This is a genomic window from Marinomonas gallaica (genome assembly GCF_001639745.1).
Classification (GTDB): Bacteria; Pseudomonadota; Gammaproteobacteria; order Pseudomonadales; family Marinomonadaceae; genus Marinomonas; species Marinomonas gallaica.
In genome coordinates this window covers 300795-319379 of sequence record NZ_LTAX01000001.1, presented here as the reverse complement: position 1 = coordinate 319379, position 18585 = coordinate 300795, and the positions used below count along the sequence as shown (strand labels likewise).

Here is an 18585-nt window from a genome sequence, read left to right as displayed (position 1 = left end):
TGAGTGTCGCAAGACTTTGATCCAAAATATTTCGTACAAAATCTAACAACGCGTCCAGGTGTATACCGCATGTATGGCGAAGGCGAATTGCTGTACGTCGGTAAAGCGAAAAACCTCAAAAATCGTGTGGCTAGTTATTTTCGAGCAACAGGCTTAACGACCAAAACCATGGCGTTGGTCAGTCGTATCGACACCATAGAAATTGCGGTTACAAAAAGTGAAACTGAAGCCTTACTCCTTGAGCAAACCTTAATTAAGCAACATCGTCCGCCATACAATATCTTGTTGCGTGATGATAAGTCGTACCCGTACATTTTAATCTCAAACCACGATCACCCGGCCATTCTATTCCGTCGTGGTGGTAAGTCTAAAGAAGGTCGATTGTACGGCCCTTTTCCGAGCGGTACCGCCGTTCGCGAAAGCATGATTGCCATGCAGAAAGTATTTCGTGTACGTCAATGCGAAGACTCGGTTTACAGTAATCGAACTCGCCCCTGCCTTCAGTATCAAATCAAACGTTGCTCAGCGCCTTGTGTCGGGATTATCAGTGATGCCGAATACGCAGAAGATGTTCATCATGCTCATATGTTCTTGCAGGGTAAAAACCAAGAGTTAACCTCTGAGTTAACTGATAAAATGACTGACGCCGCGGCGGACATGGAGTTTGAGCGTGCGGCGGCATTGCGTGATCAAATTATTCAACTTAAGCATGTGCAAGAAGAGCAGCACGTTTATGGCCAAACTGGCGATGCAGATATTATTGCAGCGCTAATTCAGCCTGGCGGTTTTTGTGTGCATGTAATGATGGTCAGGCAGGGTAAGGTAATTGGCAGCAAAAGCCACTACCCTAAAATGCCCATTGAGCTGAATGAGTCCGAACTGTTGTCTTCATTTATCGCGCAGCTTTATATCGGTGGCGCTCAAGAGCTGCCAAAATCTTTGATTCTTAGTCATCCCATTGAGGATGAAGAGACCATCGCCAATGCCTTGCTTGAAACCACGGGCAAAAAAATAGAAGTCACGCACAGTGTGCGAGGCCAGCGTGCTCGCTGGCTTGACTTAGCGAAACTTAATGCAGAGCAGGGCCTTCAAGCGCGCTTAACAGACAAGCGTAACCATTTTAGTCGTATTACAGCATTGCAGAAAGTGCTCGGTTTTAAAGAGCCGCCTTTGCATATGGAGTGTTTCGATATTTCTCACTCCAGCGGTGAAGCGACAGTCGCATCTTGTGTGGTCTTTGGCCCTGATGGACCGGATAAAAAACGCTACCGTTCGTTCAATATAGAAGGGGTTGAAGCAGGCGATGATTATGCCGCGATGCATCAAGCTTTAACTCGGCGTTATAAGCGAGTCAAAGACGGCGAAATTGATGCGCCTGATGTGTTGCTAATTGATGGTGGTAAAGGCCAACTGTCACAAGCAGAAGCGGTTCTAGCTGAGCTTGGTCTCGTTGATATATTTTTGCTTGGGGTGGCGAAAGGGGATACGCGTAAACCGGGTTTAGAAACCTTGTATATTGGTTCAAAAGAAGACGAAGTGGTTTTGCCTCCTGATTCGGCGGCTTTGCATCTGATTCAGCATATTCGCGACGAAGCGCATCGGTTTGCGATAAAGAACCATCGTCGTCGTCGAGATAAAAAGCGCAGACATTCTGTACTAGAAGATATTCCAGGCGTTGGGCCGAAACGACGTAAGGACTTGCTTACTGCATTTGGCGGTTATCAAGAGCTGTTAGCGGCATCACAAGAAGATATCGCGAAAGTCAAAGGTATCGGTGGAAATAAAGCGCAAGAGATATACCTCTACCTTCATAAAAGTTAAGCTAAGCCTATCTTTCAGCGTTGGGCATTCTTTTTAAAGGCTTTTATGAATATTCCAAATTTTCTTACGTCATTACGTATCTTCTTGATTCCGGTTCTTATTGTTATCTACTACCTACCTTGGGAAGGGCGTTATTATGCCAGTGCCGCGATATTTGGTATTGCTGCCATCACCGACTGGTTAGACGGCTTCCTCGCACGCGCACTGAATCAATCTACACCTTTTGGTGCGTTCTTTGATCCGGTTGCTGATAAAGTGATGGTGTCAGTGGCATTGGTTATTCTTGTGGCTGCATACGATAACCCTTTAATGACGCTGGCCAGTGCGGTGATTGTTGGGCGTGAGATTGTTATTTCTGCATTGCGTGAATGGATGGCTGAGATGGGCAAGCGTGCAAGCGTTGCTGTGTCATTTGTCGGTAAGTTCAAAACCACTATGCAGATGATCGCGATCTTTATTTTATTATCAAATGCGCCGGGAACAGGGTGGGCAGATTTTGGTTTATTTGTGCTGATAATTGCAGCTCTGCTAACGCTTTGGTCTATGTATATCTACCTAAAAGCGGCTTGGCCTGAGTTGAGTGCGAGTAAATCGAACGATTCTTAGTCGTTGTTGTATAAGGAATAATCACGATTGGTTGAAGATTGAGCGATTCTAAAAAAAGTGACTAAGTTAGCAATTTATTTAGTATTTTCTCTTGACGTATGAATCAGTTCATATAGAATACGCTCCATCTTTTGAGACGCGGGAATAGCTCAGTGGTAGAGCACAACCTTGCCAAGGTTGGGGTCGCGAGTTCGAGCCTCGTTTCCCGCTCCAATCTCTTAAGAGTTACTGATATATGAGGCCGGATGGCAGAGTGGTCATGCAGCGGACTGCAACTCCGTGTACGCCGGTTCGATTCCGACTCCGGCCTCCATCAGTACCAAGCCCGGGTGGCGAAATTGGTAGACGCACAAGACTTAAAATCTTGCGATAGAAATATCGTACCGGTTCGATTCCGGTCCCGGGCACCATTTGGTGCCTTTTTTTATGCCTGAAATTCTTATCTAACTATTCTTTAGTTCACTCTCATCAAAGCTTTCAGCCTGTTTCCTTATAGCCAGTGCTTTATGATTTTTCAGACTTGTTTTTAGCACATGGACTCTAACGTCTTTTATCTAGTTCTAAACCTTCACTTCTTTCATTTCTGGATGCTTCCGTAAATACAACTTCCAAGATTGCTGTATCGCTTTTACTTCTGTTTCTAGCCAAAGTTGAAAGTTCTGCACTTTTTGATATTTAAAATGCGGTGCTGGGGCGACAAGGTAGAAGTCATATTGAGACTTCATATAGATAGGAATGGGGCAGATCAGGTGCCCTTTTTCGATCTGATCATATACCAACCCATAGCGGGCCATGGCAAGGCCTTGGCGAGAAAGTAGTGCCTCTATGAGTGTGGTGGAGTCCGTTGTATGCAAATGGGATCTCATTGGCAAATCATACATCTCTAAAAAATGCTGCAGAACTGGCCATACATGCTTTACGTCGGGCCCCGTGTCCGTAATAACGGGAATATTTCCTATTTGCGCTTTTATGGGCTCGTCCATATTGATCAAAGATGGGTGACAGACAAGCACCAAATGCTCCTCAAATAAAGGTTTTGACATAAGCCCTTCGTATTGCCCACGTCCTAAACGGATGCATAAGTCTAAATCGCTGTCGGAAAACGTTGATAGACCGGAATCAAGATTAAGGCGGAGATTTATATCGGGCGCTTGAGCTTGAAAGCCGCCTAAGCGCGATACCAGCCAACGACTCGAGAAAGAGGGTAGAGAACTGATCACCAGCGTATTCGGGTTAGGATCTTCTGTGATGCCTTTAATGCCTTCTTCTAAAAGTAGGAAAGCTTTCTCCACATAGTCCGATAAATACTGACCTTCCGCCGTTAAACTGACTTGGCGAGTATGTCGCTCAAACAGCTCAACCCCTAAAGTTTGTTCTAAGCTTTTGATTTGTTGACTTACGGCGGCTTGCGTCACAAATAGATGCTCAGCGGCTTTTTTAAAGCTTAATGTCTGCGCAGAGTGGCGGAATGCGAGCAAGGATTTAAGAGGCGGTAAGGCGCGACTCGAAGACATCTATCTCTCCTATGAATAAGTTTTTCTAAATCATAGTCTGCTTTTTCTCGTTTGTCCTATGACAGCTTATTGTTGATTATTTAATCACAAACCAAGCCCAGCGATAATGAGAACACAGGAGAAACGTGATGAAGACGAATCCAGAGGTACAATTGAAGTGCGTTAATCCTTGCACGATCGGCGTAGCATCAAATGGAAGATATATATTAGGTAAAATTAAAATAAACGCATGGAAGCAGCTTTTTAAAAAAGTGGCCCACAACTGGCGCACACGGAGTAGATTGCACACGTTAAATGAGTCGCAACTGAAAGACATTGGGCTCACAGCAGCCGATGTTGATCAAGAAACCCGCAAGCCATTATGGAAGTGAAAATCCAGTATTGCTTGAGCAAAATGAATATAAAAGCCACTTATATTACTGATTATAAGTGGCTTTATGGTCTTTTATAAACGGTCGCGTATCACGAGCTACTTTCTCGTTAGTTCTTAGATCAGCCATTAAAGGCAACTAAACTGCTTTCCTTAAATGGCTAAGCAAGTTAGATGCAATTTTCATACGATTGCTAACAATGAATGATGCTACTAATATGGTAACGGTAAATGCTGGAGGGGAGTTGAATGAAAGAAGGTTGTCTGAAAAGTAGCGATGGCTGATCTTAAATATTTAATTTTACTTTGACTCCGATCGATTCTCTTACAGAGCTCAACACTCAGTTTTTAGAGTCTTGGATCAATGGCAAATTGAACGATGTTGTTTAGTTGGTAGCGTAAAGCTCTTTAAATAATGTCTCTATCTTAGCTGTTCCCTTGTTATGAAACTCAGTGATACTCTTAACGTCACCATCATTAAATTGTCTTTTTCCTTCGGTTAAATCTTCATAAAATTTTAGAATTTTTTCACCGCTGTATACGTCAATTGTATCTTCGCCAAGAATGTATCTATGGCTAGAATAGGCAGATTTATAAGATGATAGATTATCCATAAACCTGTTTTGTGCTTCAATTAAGTCCTTATATTGCTTTAGATATTTATCTATAAAATGTCCACCACTTTTAGCAAAACCTTCGGCTGCTTGAGTATTAACTGTCTGTTTGCAGAACCTAAAAAGTTCAAGCATCGTCTGTTCGTAGGCTCGACTGAGTTCTTTGAGGCTTTCAGATGAACGCTCTAATCTGTGAAGTTCTTTTTGTCTTATTACTTCATTTGTGTGTTGTTGCTGTTGTCTGCTTGGCCATGATTCGAAAGATCTGTAAGCATAAAATGCAGCGATAGCTGCACCAATCCCAGCTAATAGAGTTGCTAAATTAGCCATAATAGACATGGCATCAGTATCACTTGACCATATTGGGTAACCAACTAAAGTACCTAGCGTATAGAATATTGCCCCGAGCATAGTGCAACATGCCCACCATTCGTAGTCCTTTATACCCATTAGTATTACTCTCCCTTTAACCGCTTTGACTTATATGAGTATGGTTGCATTTATTTGGAAAATGTTGAATGGAATTCGCTCTAAAATATTGAAATATATTAAGCATGCCTATGCTATTGTCCATGCAATTGCAAAATCCCAGTGTCGTGATTAAGATCTCGCTTTGCAGCAATGGCCTAAAAACGCACCGCGTGTTTTTTTGTGGTCGGAATCCGCCTATGTGGTGGGTCACTGTTTGGGCAGCCTTTTGCTGGCCGTACCTTCGGATGGTAGTTCCAGCCTGAGTAGTTGACCCACTACCCTAATTAAGATTGGAGCCTTGATCCGGGTGGTCATGATGACCCGAAGGAGGTCAATGATGGCTTTGAAGAAGACACCGACTTCGTTGTTATTAGCCGCTCGCCAAAACGGGCGTACGGGAATCGAGGCGCGACAAAAGACTATTACATCTCCCTCGATATGGCGAAATAACTCGCCATGGTCGAACGCAACGAGAAAGGCAAATAAGCCCGCCGCTACTTTATCGAATGCGAACGCCAGCTCCGCGAGCAACCCAGCCTACCAGCACCAGAATCCCTCGACAAATACCAAATCCTAAATAACATCGCCCGATCCATAGGCATAGAACAAGACATCGCCATTATACCCGCCGTCGATGTCATGGGCCTCGTCAACCAACTCCGCCACTACCAACACCAAATCGCCAGCATGCAAACCAATCTACATTGGGTGGATGAGAGCATCGAGCGTGTGAAAACCGCAGCGGGCAGGGGATTTGGGGATGGGGTGTAAATTGATTTTTAAAAATCACTTTACAGCTATGGGCGGATTGGCTAATCTTAAGCCAGTTACAGGGTAACCTGATAACAATGGATGCAGCAGAGTGATTAACATCACACATCCGGCTACCAATTGGTCGAGGGCAATCCGGTAAAGGCTATCTGAATATCGGGCATAGGCTCAAGTTAGAATCAATGCTCGACGAAACCCGCTTTTAGGCGGGTTTTGTTATTTTAAGGCTTTGGTGGTTGTCTACCTTGCCTAAGATTCTTCGCGATGCTGAAAAAGTTAACCTTTTTTAGCTTCTGTCGCTCATCAATTGGGTACGCGCTAGTGATGTGTATTCGTAGCTGTTTCTTTTCGCGATAAGCTTTGAAAGGAACGAAATAGTACATGCTACTGCCATCTTCAATTGGGATCGATACGGTTGCGTAACTGCCAAAGCCAGCATGCCCAATATACGTGCCCTTATCTCCCAAACTCTCCACGATTTGCCTCAGATATTTCTTCGATAATTCATACCGCTGAACGCAAAATGGACGACTTGCATTAGGGGCGTGGTACATCAACCGTTCCAATTCTTCTTGAACTTGGTGCTCATAGTCTTTAGCAAAGCAATGGAAAGAATAAGAGACAATAAAGGTATATTTTTCTGTTTGTCCTTTAAAAACAGTTGAATAGGTAACCTCGTGAGCGTTAAGGTGGCTTAGGCCGTAAACCGTTCCATCAAGCGGGTCTACATACGGCCTCCAAGCCTCAACTTCATCTATCTTTCTCAACGCTCTTCCGTTCCATGCTCATCATAAGAACTTGAGATTATAACTGCTCGAATCTCCGTGGGAAGCCAAACTGTACAAATGTACAGAAGTGCTTTTGTACAAGCAAAATAGCTACCAGCTAGGATTATAGTGAAGTGATCAACTAATGCTGCCAGATACTAAAGCAGAGCTTGTCTTGTTATTGCCTCTACTGGGCTTTTTTATGTCTTACGTTTGCTAAATTCAATTTTAAACAATACTCTACACGGCCAATCCTAAACATCAAGGAGATTGAAATGGATGACTATCAAGACATGATGGATGAGCAACGAGGCTCTATTATCGATGACGTTTGCAGAGCTGCCGCAATAGATATCGCTAAAAATGGTACGCCTCGCAGTGATGCAATTGGTGGTGCATTAGGTGATATCCTGAGGGAGCGAGAAAAAGAAGAAAACTACCAAATGGGACGCCCTGATGATCCACCAATAAGTTTGACTGGTGAGGCGGTTTCTGGGCCGAAACTGACAGAGAAAGAAAAGGCGCAAGTTAAAGCTATTGAAAAAGATATATACGATGCTGTAGAGCGTGCAGTAGATGAAGCAGGCTTTTAAGCGCACTTTTTTATCTTTGCTATAAGATACCGCCAGAATACCGCCATTGAAAAGTGGCTGTATAAACCGAGAGTGCACGAGTTAAAAGTGTTTCGGGGCGTTTTGTCGCTTTCATAAGAAGAGAACGACATTCCAGTTTTTGCGCACGCGATGAGCCTGCGACCTAGAAAGTTAGCGAGTACATTTTGTCCATGCCGTGAAGATTCTGTCTAAGCGGCAACCAAACATATCAAAGCCCAGTCAACGTGTTGGGCTTTGTCATTTCTAGGCCTCGCGATCAGCGAGGCTTTTTCGTTTCTGGACTGAGCGCACCTATGAAAACTCCTTCATGAATAAAAAATGTAACACGCCACGCTTAGGCATCTTAGCTGCTGGTTGTTGCTATTTGACGTATTGCTGTACGGTGTCGTTATGGCAACACAATGCGGTTTTTTCGGTTTTAATCTTGGTTGTTTCTATCCAGTTTGCTTTCTATACTTATCGGCTAGATTGAATAATTGAATTTATATTGGAGTACCTATGGCAAGCGGATGGGCGCACGAAGGTGCGGTGCAAGAACAAATTGATGCAACGGTTAACTCGGCGGTCGAGCGTGCGCGTAGTCGTTTGACGGTGGGTGATAGTTTAGAGTTCTGCGAAGAATGTGACGCAGAGATTCCTGAAAAGCGCCGCAATGCGATTCCTGGTGTGCGTTTGTGCATCGCTTGTCAGTCCGAATTAGAAAGCAGCGACAAGGCTCAGAGTCTTTATAACCGTAGTGGCAGTAAAGACAGCCAGTTGCGTTAGCGTTGTACCTAGGATGGATTGGACACATAAGAACCATAGGGTGTCATTTGATCAAAAAAAAGCCCCGCAGTTGCGGGGCTAAGAACTTAGAGAGTGCTGTTAATTAAACAGCGTTCTGACTCAATGAAGCATTAGCTTTTAAGACTTCATCAAGATGCAGCCATGTCTCAACCACTGTGTCAGGGTTTAAAGAGACGCTGTCGATACCTTGTGCCACCAACCAGTCGGCAAAATCTGCGTGATCGGATGGGCCTTGGCCACAAATACCAACGTATTTTCCTTTTGCTTTACAGGCTTCGATCGCCATTTTGAGCAGTTTCTTAACCGCAGGGTTACGTTCATCAAACTTGTCTGCAATCAAACCAGAGTCACGGTCTAGGCCCAGTGTCAGCTGTGTTAAGTCGTTTGAGCCGATTGAGAAGCCATCAAAGAATTCTAAGAACTCATCCGCCAGTAGAGCGTTTGATGGTAGCTCACACATCATAATAATTTTAAGACCGTTCTCGCCACGTACTAGGCCATGTTCCGCCAGTAGAGCAATCACTTGTTCTGCTTCTTCAAGCGTACGCACGAATGGAATCATGATTTGTACGTTGGTGAAGCCCATTTCGTTGCGAACGCGGCGCATGGCTTCACATTCGAGAGCAAAGCAATCACGGAACGACTCGTCTATGTAGCGCGCCGCACCGCGGAAGCCCAGCATTGGGTTTTCTTCATCTGGTTCGAACTGAGGACCGCCGACCATGTTGTGGTATTCGTTCGATTTAAAGTCAGATAAACGCACGATCACGGGTTTGTCTGCAAATGAACAGGCCAGTGTCGAGACACCTTCTACAAGCTTTTCAACGTAGAATTCAACTGGACCAGCGTAGCCTGCGATACGATGATTGATTTCTTCTTTAAGACCGGCATCCATTTTGTCGAAGTTCAGCAGAGCTTTCGGGTGAATACCGATCATGCGGTTGATGATGAACTCTAGACGCGCTAGACCCACACCTGCATTGGGTAGCATAGCAAAGTCAAAAGCGCGGTTTGGGTTGCCTACGTTCATCATCACTTTTACCGGAAGCTGAGGCATGTTGCCCACTTCAGACGTGACAACGTCGAATTTCAGCTCACCTTGGTAAACAAAGCCCATATCGCCTTGTGCACATGAAACGGTGACATCTTGTCCGCTTTTAAGTGTCTCTGTTGCATCACCTGTCCCCACAACCGCTGGAATGCCTAATTCACGCGCGATGATCGCTGCGTGACAGGTACGACCGCCACGATTAGTTACGATAGCGGAGGCTTTCTTCATGATAGGTTCCCAATCAGGATCGGTAATGTCTGTTACCAGTACGTCACCTTCTTGAATGCGGTCCATTTCAGTGATGGAGCTAAGCACTTTTACAGAACCTGAGCCAATCTTGTGGCCGATGGCTCGGCCAGTCGTTAGGACTGGGCCTGAGTCTTTAAGATTGTAGCTTTCCATGCTTTGTGCATTGGATTGCGAGCGAACCGTTTCAGGGCGCGCTTGTACGATGTAGATTTTGCCGTCGATGCCGTCTTTCGCCCACTCAACGTCCATTGGGCGCTGGTAGTGCTTTTCGATGATCAATGACTGACGTGCCAGATCTTCGATTTCTTCGTTTGTTAGAGCAAATTTGTTTTGCTGATCCAGTGCGACGGGAACGATTTGAACAAATTCGTCACTGTCCGCTGCGGCGTATTCCATTTTCTGAGCTTTGCTGCCCAGCGTTTTACGAACCACAGAAGGGCGACCTGCATCTAAGGTTGCTTTGTGTACATGGTATTCGTCCGGGTTAACGGTTCCTTGAACCACCATTTCGCCTAGACCGTAGGCCGCAGTGATGAACACAACGTCATCAAAACCAGATTCTGTGTCCAGCGTGAACAATACGCCTGATGCGCCAATGTCACTGCGTACCATTTTTTGAATGCCCGCTGACAAGGCAACACCTTTATGCTCGAAGCCTTGGTGGACACGGTAAGAGATGGCGCGGTCATTGAATAGAGAGGCGAATACTTGTTTGATGGTCAGTTTGACGGCGTCTAAACCTTGCACGTTTAGAAACGTCTCTTGTTGACCCGCAAAAGAGGCGTCCGGTAAATCTTCAGCGGTCGCAGAAGAGCGTACTGCAAACGAGGCGCCTTCGTTGTCATTGGAAAGCTGAGAGTAAGCTTGTTCGATTTCTTGATTGAATTCGTCAGAGAATGGCGCTTCTTCGATCCATGTGCGGATCGATTTGCCTGCTTGCGCTAGCGCTTGTACATCATCAACGTTTAGAGAATCCAGTAAATCGTGAATTTGCTTATTTAGGCCGCTTTCCTCTAGAAACGCTTGATAAGCATAAGCAGTGGTAGCAAAGCCGTTGGGTACTTGAATACCTAAATCAGACAGGTTGGAAATCATTTCGCCTAAAGACGCGTTCTTTCCACCGACTTCGCCTACGTCTTCAAGACGAAGATCACTAAACCACTTAATAAAATTGCTCACACTGTACTCCAGCTTGCTCTATGAAAATGATTATTTTTTGTTGTCGTTCATTAGCTTGCCAACCAATAACGAATAGAGTCATTGTAAAAAGAGACACGTAGATGAATAAAATTGATTATTTGATGTTGTTTTATTTCAATCAGTTTTTTTCATGTGGTTGTTTTACAACAAAAATGGAGTGTTACAGTGAAAGTATATTTTGTTTCAGATGGTACCGCGATCACTGCGGAAGTATTTGGTCAGGCCATGCTGTCATTTTTTGATGTGGCGGTTAAGCAAGAAAGTGTGCCGTTTCTCAGTACTTTGGATCAAGCGCATGGCTTTTGCCGTCAGCTTCAAGAAGAGGCTGGTCGAGGCGAAAAGACGTTAGTATTCTTTACCATTTCGGATCCAAAGATTCGTGCCGTGATCGAATCCTGTGACAGTCATTGCTATAACTTGTTTGGTGAATTGTTATCACCTATAGAAAAAGCGTTAGGTGTGCCTGCGCAGCCTAATGCGCAAAAAGCGCATGGTATTAAGGCGGGGGTTTATGATTGCAGGATAGACGCGATTAACTATGCTTTGGCTAATGATGACGGGGCTTCTGTCAAAAACTACGATGAAGCGGAAATTATTTTATTAGGCGTGTCTCGCTCAGGTAAAACGCCGACCAGTTTATATCTAGCGATGCAGTATGGCATTAAAGCGGCAAACTACCCATTAACGGAAGACGATTTTGATAATGTGGGGTTGCCGAAAGTCTTGAAGCCGCACAAACACAAGTTGTTTGGTTTAACGATTAATCCAGATCGCTTGCATGAAATTCGCACGGGACGCATGGCGGCGAGTAAATATGCGTCCTCGCGACAATGTCGTTATGAACTGGATGAAGTTGAGGCGATTTATCGTCAAGCACGTGTACCGTTTTTGAATACGACGTTTTTATCAGTGGAGGAAATTTCCACCAGAATCATGGCAGAGATGCATTTAAGCCGAAATCGAGGTTAAGAGAAAAGCATAGAAACCCATCTAAAAAGTTGATATGTCGGCCAGATGGCCTATTTTTTATCGTATATCGAGCGCTTTAAGCGCATTTTTATGGTTTTTAGAGGTTAATCTAATTCAAGTTTGTTACCAAAATAGTCATGAAGCGACAGATATGTTGTGTAATTACTAAGATTAAGCGAGGTAACTTGCAGCTATGATGAAGATTGTAGTGTGAGCTAGAGAGTATTGTTTAAGAATAACTTATACTTAACCCATAGATAAACACACATTTAAAGAAGTGCGCAAAGGCGAGCTTCTACTTATAGGACGGTACCGTTTGAGTAAAAAAAGCATTCATGACCCATTTCGAGATCGGGAAGCATCAAAATACGATAATCCCATTCCAAGTCGCGAATACATTCTAGAGCACATTGCCTCGGTGGGTCATCCTGTTACTCACCCTGAACTGTGCGAAGCATTTAATTTAAAAGACGAAGATTCCATTGAAGCCGCTCGTCGACGTTTGATTGCCATGTGTCGTGACCATCAGTTGGTCAGTAACGCAGACGATGCCTATGCACCTGTGTTGGATAGCGAGCTGATTGAAGGTTATGTCCAAGGTCAAAAAGATGGCCATGGCTTCTTGCTTCGCTCTGATGCCGATGACGTTTTCTTATCGCCGCGCCAGATGCAGTCGGTGATGGACGGTGATTACGTGGTAGCGCGATTATCCGGTAAAACCATTAAAGGTCGACTTGACGGCGTTGTGGTTGAAGTCAAGCAGCGCAAGCACACCAGCTTGGTGGGGCGTTACTATGAAGAGAGCGGGTCGGCTTTTGTAACACCTGAAAACCCGCGTATTTCGCAAGACGTAATGATCGAGCAGTCATCAGGTTTGAATCCGAATCATGGCCAATACGTTTTGGTCGAGATTGTGACTTACGCAGACCGTCGTACGCCAGCGAAAGGCATCGTGAAAAAGATCCTTGGTGACTTTATGGCGCCAGGTCTTGAAATCGATGTTGCGATTCATAATTACGATATCCCTAACGAGTGGCCGAAAGAGGTTGAAAAACAAGTTCGTCACTTCACTACGGAAGTGGCCGAAGAAGATAAACTACACCGTGTGGATTTGCGCCAAACGCCATTTGTAACCATCGATGGCGAAGATGCACGTGATTTTGATGACGCGGTATATTGTGAAAAAACCGCTGGCGGATGGAAACTGTACGTTGCCATTGCCGATGTTTCGAATTATGTGAAAAAAGGCTCTCCTTTAGATGAGGAAGCCATTCTACGTGGTAACTCAGTGTATTTCCCTGGGCGAGTAGTCCCAATGTTGCCGGAAGTGCTGTCGAACGGTTTGTGTTCTTTGAATCCAAATGTTGATCGATTGGCGATGGTGGCAGAAATTTCGTTGACCAGCCGTGGCAAAATGCGTGGCTATAAATTTTACGAAGGCATTATCAATTCTCATGCTCGTCTGACGTATTCAAAAGTTGCAAAAATGATTGCACCTGAGCCAGATGAACAGGGCGTTGAGCTGCGCGAGCGTTACCAAAATATCATCACGCACATCGATGAGCTGTACAGTCTTTATAAAGTATTGCGTGAAGCACGTGAAATTCGTGGCGCCATGGACTTTGATACTGTCGAAACACGTATGGTGTTTGACGAGAATTCGAAGATCGATCAAATCGTGCCCATTGAGCGAAATGATGCGCACAAACTGATAGAAGAGTGCATGTTAACGGCTAACGTGGCGTCTGCTGAGTTGTTGCTTAAAGCGAATATTTCGGCGTTATTCCGTATCCATGAAGGCCCGCGTGAAGAGAAGTTGATTACTCTGCGCACTTACTTATCAGTACTTGGGTTAGAAATGGGTGGCGGCATTAAACCAACACCACAAGATTACGCAGACCTTGCTGAGAAAATCCGTGATCGTGCGGATGCACGCAGTATTCAAACAATGCTATTGCGCTCTATGTCTCAGGCGGTGTATCAGCCTGATAACGTTGGCCACTTTGGCTTAGCTTACGACGCCTACACGCATTTTACTTCGCCTATTCGTCGTTACCCAGATTTATTGGTACATCGTGCTATTCGTTATTTGATCCGCGGTGAAGGCGCGCCACAAATGCGTCAAGCTTATAAAGTACCGGGTAGCCCGACGATAAAAGCCAACAAAATTTACGATTACGATGATGCAGAAATGGATCAGTTTGGTGAAAACTGTTCGGTTACTGAACGTCGTGCTGATGAAGCCACTCGTGATGTAGAGTCTTGGTTGAAATGCCAATATGTCGAGCAGCATCTTGATCAAGAATTTGATGGCATCGTAACAGCTGTAACACCATTTGGTTTGTTTGTGGAGCTCGGTGGTTTGTATGTCGATGGCTTGGTTCACGTATCAGGCTTAGGCGATGACTACTTTGTGCATGACCCTGAGCATCAAGCGATGATCGGCGAACGTACGGGCAAAGTTTATCGTTTGGGTGAACAGGTTCGTGTCACAGTTGCGAGTGTTAACTTAGAACAGCGCAAGATTGACCTAAAAATGGTTAATAACCGTGCGAAGCCAAAACCTAAGTCTAGGCCTCGTATGGATCGTAATGAGCTGACCGAACTTGAAATGCAGTTGGCTCAACTGCCTCCAATCGAGCTTGGTGGACGTTCGAAGTCCGAAGCAACGGGTGATCGTGCAGGCCAAAAAGCGCCAGCTGAAGAGGAATGGAGCAATAAGCCCAAGCAAAAGTCCAATAAGAAAAAGGATTCAAGCAAAGGCAAAAAGCCCAAAAGTAAAAAGCCTGCCGCTGAAACGGATAAAAAATCACCTTTGAAAAAAGCAAAGAAAGCCATTGGTAACAAAGCCAAGAAGCTTAAGACCAAGGTGAAAAAGAAAAGCAATGCCAAAGCGCGTGCTAAAGATTAACCACAATTTCTGAAAAGAGTAGTACAGCCAAATGGCAGATTTAGATTGGGTATACGGCCTTCATGCCGTAGAAAACGCGCTAGGCCAAGACGGTAAAGTGAAAGAAGTTCGCCTTCAAGAGGGGCGAGACGACAAGAAGATGCAGCGTATTATTAAGTTGTGTCAGGAACAAAAAATTCGCATTCAGCAAGTGCCACGCCGCGACCTTGATCAGCTGTTTACCAGCAGTAAAGATCGTGTGGTTCATCAAGGTGTGGTTGCCTACGCTGAAGTGACTAAAATGGGTGATGAGAAAGATCTCGAGCGTATGGTGAAAAACCTCGAGGAAACACCACTGATCATTATCCTTGATGGTGTCACAGACCCGCATAACTTAGGCGCTTGTTTACGAAGTGCCGATGCAGCTGGCGCGCACGCACTTGTCATTCCAAAAGATAAATCAGCGACGTTAAACGCAACGGTGAGCAAAGTAGCCTGTGGCGCGGCAGAAAGTATGCCTGTGTATTCGGTGACAAACTTGGCGCGTGCGATGAAGAAACTTCAGGATCTGGGTGTTTGGATCTTTGGCACCGCAGGCGAAGCAACTCAAACGCTTTATCAGCAAGACTTAACCATTCCAACAGCCATTGTTATGGGCGCGGAAGGTGACGGCATGCGTCGTTTAACACGCGAACAATGTGATTACCTGATCAAACTGCCAATGGCGGGTGTTGTCACCAGTTTGAACGTTTCCGTGGCAACGGGCGTTTGTTTGTATGAAGTTGTACGTCAACGTGCTGTGAAAGCAGGTGTATAACCTACGTTGATGGTTATTAGGTGAGTGAAACGGTTGTGTTAAAAAGCTTTGAAGTCACTGCGCTAAGTGGTGAGTTAGACAACGATATTCAACATAAAATTGATTTTAAAACGAAACCACCAGGTTCGCTTGGTGGGTTAGAATCGATTGCATTTCAAGTTGCGCGTATTCAACGCACCTTGGTGCCGTCGTTGCAACGTGCGCAGATGCTGGTCTTTGCGGCCGATCATGGCGCAGTGGATCAAGGTATTAGTGCTTTCCCCCAAGAAGTGACGCCACAGATGGTGACGAATTTTTTGGCCGGTGGTGCCGCCGTCAGTGTTTTTTGTCGTCAGCATAGTGTGGCCCTAAAAGTCGTGGACGTAGGGGTTAAAGTCGATCTACCGGATCATCCGCTACTGTCAAAACGTAAGGTGGCCTACGCAAGCCAAGACTTTTCTATGGCTCCGGCACTGACGCTTGAACAAGTGAATCAAGCGCTCGAAGCAGGCACAAAGGAAGTTGAGAGTGCAGAGAAATCAGGGGTCGACATCTTATTATTTGGTGAGATGGGCATTGGTAATACTGGTGTGTCGTCGTGCATGTTGAGTGCGATGACCGGCCAAGCTCCTGAGCAAACAGCAGGTCGAGGCACAGGCTTAGACGAACAAGGTGTTTCGCGAAAAGCGGATATCATTGCGGCTTCATTGCAGCGTGCTGAGGCGGAATTGAATAAGCCAATCGGCGAGTGGGCGCCTTGGGAAGTAGCGACGCAAGTGGGCGGTTTAGAGATACTGGCGATGTCAGGTGCGATGCTACGTTGCGCTGAGTTAGGCAAACCGTTTGTGGTAGATGGCTTTATTTGTACAGTAGCGTTGCTCTTTGCCAGTAAGCTGCAGAGCCATGTGGTGGATTACGCTATTTTTGCTCACCAGTCGAATGAGCAAGCCCATCAAGCGCTGCTCGAGTATTTCAATGCAGAGCCTATTCTGAAATTGGATCTACGTTTGGGCGAAGGATCGGGTGCGATTCTGAGTTATCCGATTATTCAAAGTGCGGTAGCATTTTTTAATGAGATGGCGAGTTTTGAGTCGGCAGGAGTGAGCAATGCGACTTGATCAGGATTGGCAGGGCTTTTTAAGAAGCCTTGCTACCTACACACGAATCCCGCTAAACATTGAGTGGGGCTCCCCAAAAAAGCACACGCCTAGCGTGTGCTTTTTACCATGGGTCGGTGTTGTTGTCGCACTGATCAGTGCTTGGCCATTGCTGATGTCAGACTGGTCTGCTGCGTTTCAGGCCATTGTAATGATGCTGTCAGCGGTGTTGCTGACAGGGGCTTTCCATGAGGATGGCTTAATGGATGCCTGCGATGGCTTAGTCGGCGGTTGGACGCCTGAGCAGCGCTTATCCATTATGAAGGATTCTCGCGTGGGCAGTTATGGCGTCTTAGCTGGACTGTTTAGTTTTGCTTTGAAGTGGTGGCTGCTGAGTCAGTGGTTGACCCAAGCCAATTGGCACGCCGATATAGGAGCTGTGTTGATGGGGTGGATCAGTGTTCATGTTGGTGCTCGCTGGCTACCTTTGGCGATTATGGCGAGTCTTAATTATGTCAATCAAGGTGATAGTAAAGCTCGGGCAATGATCTCACCTTTTACTGTACGTGGTGTTCTATGGGTGGTGTTATCGATGCTGTGTGTTGCCCTGATGGTGGGTGGAGCAATGTTTGTATCGATGCTGTTTACATTGGTCCTGTGTTTCATTGCGTGCTTAGTGTATTTGCGCCGACGCATACAAGGGTATAACGGCGACACGTTAGGTGCGAGTGAGCAAATCGCAGAACTGTTGTTATTGTTTACATTATTAGGGGGGCAAGCGTAATGAAGCTGTTGTTGATTCGACATCCAGAGCCAGATGTTGCGAAAGGGTTGTGTTATGGGCAAACGGATGTACCGCTGGTTGCGACGTGGCAGAGTGATGCTCAAGCAATTGACGATTGGCTGGCACGTTATTATCCAGACAAAGCATGGCAGTTTTATCATAGCCCGTTAACACGAACACGTCTGTTAGCCGAACAACTGAACTCAGCTTCGAAACCTGTTGAGGCGTTAAAAGAAGTGGATTTTGGTGATTGGGAAAATCGTTTGTGGAATGACATTCCTAAGTCTGAAATCGATGCTTGGCGCACCGATCTGATGCATTCTTCGCCTTATCAAGGGGAATCCTTAAATGACCTATTGTCACGGTTAATGGCTTGGTTTGAAAGCATACGAAAGGCTGACCAAGATACGGTATTGGTGACCCATTCTGGTGTGATTAAGGTGTTGTTGGTGGCGTTGTGTGAGTTTCCTCTAGAGCAGTGTTTCCGCTTTAATCCGACTTACTCCAGTATCACTGAACTTGATGTTGGAGAAAGCTTTGCTTTGCTTAACCGATTAGGTGCCGGCGACTGGACCGCGTAAGCGAGGAGACAAGATGCTGCTTTATGTATTAGGCATGTTCGGTATTGCGGCCTTTGCAATTACCGGCGTGATTTCTGCTGGGCGTCGTAATATGGACATTTTCAGCATTGTACTGTTGGGGATGGTCGCCTCGTTAGGAGGCGGCACGATTCGAGATGTCGTGCTACGAATGGATGCGGTGTATTGGGTCGAAGATACGTCTTATCTTTGGATCGCGATTGTGTCATCTGTGTTTGCTTTTTTTGGTGTGCGTGTTATCGAACACCGTCAACAAGTGTTCCATTATGCGGATTCATTTGGTTTGGCATTGTTTACCGTCGTGGCAACAGAGCGCGTATTAACGCTTGGCTTCTCTCCGATTATAGCCATCACCATGGGGGTTATTACGGGGGTTGCAGGCGGTATCATTCGTGACTTGTTAAGCGACCGTGCGCCGTTGGTATTAGGTAAAGAGTTTTATGCAACCCCCGCATTTTTAGGCGCGATGCTGATGGTGTTATTGGAACAAAATCTGCCTTGGCATGAATATAACTCGATTTACGCGGCCTTTTTGATCTTTATACTTAGAATCCTCGCAATCCATAAAGGCTTGTATTACCCAAGCTGGTTACTATTTAAAAAAAGAGACTCATAA

16 protein-coding genes, 3 tRNA genes and 1 pseudogene are annotated in these 18585 nt (G+C 45.5%); 16 read left to right on the top strand and 4 right to left on the bottom strand.

The genetic code is table 11. The annotated features are described in order from the left end of the window. Nucleotides 1-3: 3 nt before the first annotated feature. From uvrC to AYW76_RS01475, 5 genes are all read left to right on the top strand, one after another. Nucleotides 4-1821, top strand: coding sequence for an excinuclease ABC subunit UvrC (gene uvrC / locus AYW76_RS01495; protein WP_067214883.1), 1818 nt, complete (start codon nucleotides 4-6; stop codon nucleotides 1819-1821). Between the two features lie 45 nt (nucleotides 1822-1866). Further along, nucleotides 1867-2427, top strand: coding sequence for a CDP-diacylglycerol--glycerol-3-phosphate 3-phosphatidyltransferase (gene pgsA / locus AYW76_RS01490; RefSeq protein ID WP_067034529.1), 561 nt, complete (start codon nucleotides 1867-1869; stop codon nucleotides 2425-2427). A gap of 138 nt (nucleotides 2428-2565) precedes the next feature. Further along, nucleotides 2566-2640: transfer RNA gene (locus AYW76_RS01485), tRNA-Gly, on the top strand. Between the two features lie 26 nt (nucleotides 2641-2666). After that, nucleotides 2667-2740 (top strand) — tRNA-Cys (locus AYW76_RS01480). Between the two features lie 10 nt (nucleotides 2741-2750). After that, a tRNA-Leu gene (locus AYW76_RS01475) sits at nucleotides 2751-2837 on the top strand. A 150-nt stretch (nucleotides 2838-2987) separates the two neighbouring features. On the opposite strand, the gene AYW76_RS01470 is transcribed toward AYW76_RS01475, so the two are convergent. Further along, nucleotides 2988-3941, bottom strand: a complete 954-nt coding sequence (locus tag AYW76_RS01470; protein ID WP_067214880.1) for a LysR substrate-binding domain-containing protein — start codon at nucleotides 3939-3941, stop codon at nucleotides 2988-2990. A 128-nt stretch (nucleotides 3942-4069) separates the two neighbouring features. On the opposite strand from AYW76_RS01470, the gene AYW76_RS01465 reads away from it, so the two are divergent. Next, nucleotides 4070-4312, top strand: a complete 243-nt coding sequence (locus tag AYW76_RS01465) for a DUF1127 domain-containing protein (protein ID WP_067214876.1) — start codon at nucleotides 4070-4072, stop codon at nucleotides 4310-4312. Between the two features lie 385 nt (nucleotides 4313-4697). On the opposite strand, the gene AYW76_RS01460 is transcribed toward AYW76_RS01465, so the two are convergent. Beyond that, the gene (locus tag AYW76_RS01460; protein ID WP_067214874.1) at nucleotides 4698-5375 is read right to left on the bottom strand and encodes a hypothetical protein; all 678 of its coding nucleotides are present in this window, start codon (nucleotides 5373-5375) and stop codon (nucleotides 4698-4700) included. A 372-nt stretch (nucleotides 5376-5747) separates the two neighbouring features. Between AYW76_RS01460 and AYW76_RS19615 the strand changes: the two are divergent. Continuing rightward, nucleotides 5748-5846: pseudogene (locus AYW76_RS19615) on the top strand (hypothetical protein); the annotation flags it as partial. Nucleotides 5847-6388: 542 nt separating this feature from the next. On the opposite strand, the gene AYW76_RS01450 reads toward AYW76_RS19615, so the two are convergent. Then, the gene (locus tag AYW76_RS01450; RefSeq protein WP_231872521.1) at nucleotides 6389-6934 is read right to left on the bottom strand and encodes a stationary phase growth adaptation protein; all 546 of its coding nucleotides are present in this window, start codon (nucleotides 6932-6934) and stop codon (nucleotides 6389-6391) included. Nucleotides 6935-7209: 275 nt separating this feature from the next. Here AYW76_RS01450 and AYW76_RS01445 point away from each other — a divergent pair, with 275 nt between their 5' ends. Both AYW76_RS01445 and AYW76_RS01440 read left to right on the top strand, forming a co-directional pair. Then, a complete protein-coding gene (locus AYW76_RS01445; RefSeq protein WP_067214867.1) occupies nucleotides 7210-7527 on the top strand; it encodes a hypothetical protein in 318 nt (105 codons plus the stop codon). 519 nt (nucleotides 7528-8046) lie between these two features. Beyond that, on the top strand, nucleotides 8047-8313 hold the full coding sequence (locus tag AYW76_RS01440; RefSeq protein ID WP_067034518.1) for a DksA/TraR family C4-type zinc finger protein: 267 nt from the start codon (nucleotides 8047-8049) through the stop codon (nucleotides 8311-8313). A 103-nt stretch (nucleotides 8314-8416) separates the two neighbouring features. Here AYW76_RS01440 and ppsA read toward each other — a convergent pair whose 3' ends face one another. Further along, nucleotides 8417-10813 (bottom strand): phosphoenolpyruvate synthase, encoded by a 2397-nt coding sequence (gene ppsA / locus AYW76_RS01435; protein WP_067214864.1) that lies wholly within the window; start codon nucleotides 10811-10813, stop codon nucleotides 8417-8419. Between the two features lie 186 nt (nucleotides 10814-10999). Here ppsA and AYW76_RS01430 point away from each other — a divergent pair, with 186 nt between their 5' ends. The 7 genes from AYW76_RS01430 to AYW76_RS01400 all read left to right on the top strand — a co-directional run bounded on the left by AYW76_RS01430 (nucleotide 11000) and on the right by AYW76_RS01400 (nucleotide 18585). Further along, entirely contained in the window at nucleotides 11000-11803 is an 804-nt protein-coding gene (locus AYW76_RS01430) for a pyruvate, water dikinase regulatory protein (protein ID WP_067214861.1), read from the top strand. A gap of 316 nt (nucleotides 11804-12119) precedes the next feature. Next, nucleotides 12120-14714, top strand: coding sequence for a ribonuclease R (gene rnr / locus AYW76_RS01425; RefSeq protein WP_067214857.1), 2595 nt, complete (start codon nucleotides 12120-12122; stop codon nucleotides 14712-14714). Between the two features lie 31 nt (nucleotides 14715-14745). Then, nucleotides 14746-15510 (top strand): 23S rRNA (guanosine(2251)-2'-O)-methyltransferase RlmB, encoded by a 765-nt coding sequence (gene rlmB / locus AYW76_RS01420; protein WP_067034507.1) that lies wholly within the window; start codon nucleotides 14746-14748, stop codon nucleotides 15508-15510. Between the two features lie 20 nt (nucleotides 15511-15530). Further along, nucleotides 15531-16607 (top strand): nicotinate-nucleotide--dimethylbenzimidazole phosphoribosyltransferase, encoded by a 1077-nt coding sequence (gene cobT / locus AYW76_RS01415; protein WP_231872520.1) that lies wholly within the window; start codon nucleotides 15531-15533, stop codon nucleotides 16605-16607. After that, nucleotides 16597-17370 carry an adenosylcobinamide-GDP ribazoletransferase gene (locus AYW76_RS01410; protein ID WP_067214854.1) on the top strand — a complete coding sequence of 258 codons (774 nt, stop codon included), beginning with the start codon at nucleotides 16597-16599 and terminating at the stop codon, nucleotides 17368-17370. The genes cobT and AYW76_RS01410 overlap by 11 nt, the downstream gene beginning before the upstream one ends. Further along, nucleotides 17370-17951 (top strand): histidine phosphatase family protein, encoded by a 582-nt coding sequence (locus AYW76_RS01405; RefSeq protein WP_067214850.1) that lies wholly within the window; start codon nucleotides 17370-17372, stop codon nucleotides 17949-17951. The genes AYW76_RS01410 and AYW76_RS01405 overlap by 1 nt, the downstream gene beginning before the upstream one ends. 13 nt (nucleotides 17952-17964) lie before the next feature. Beyond that, nucleotides 17965-18585 (top strand): trimeric intracellular cation channel family protein, encoded by a 621-nt coding sequence (locus AYW76_RS01400; protein WP_067034497.1) that lies wholly within the window; start codon nucleotides 17965-17967, stop codon nucleotides 18583-18585.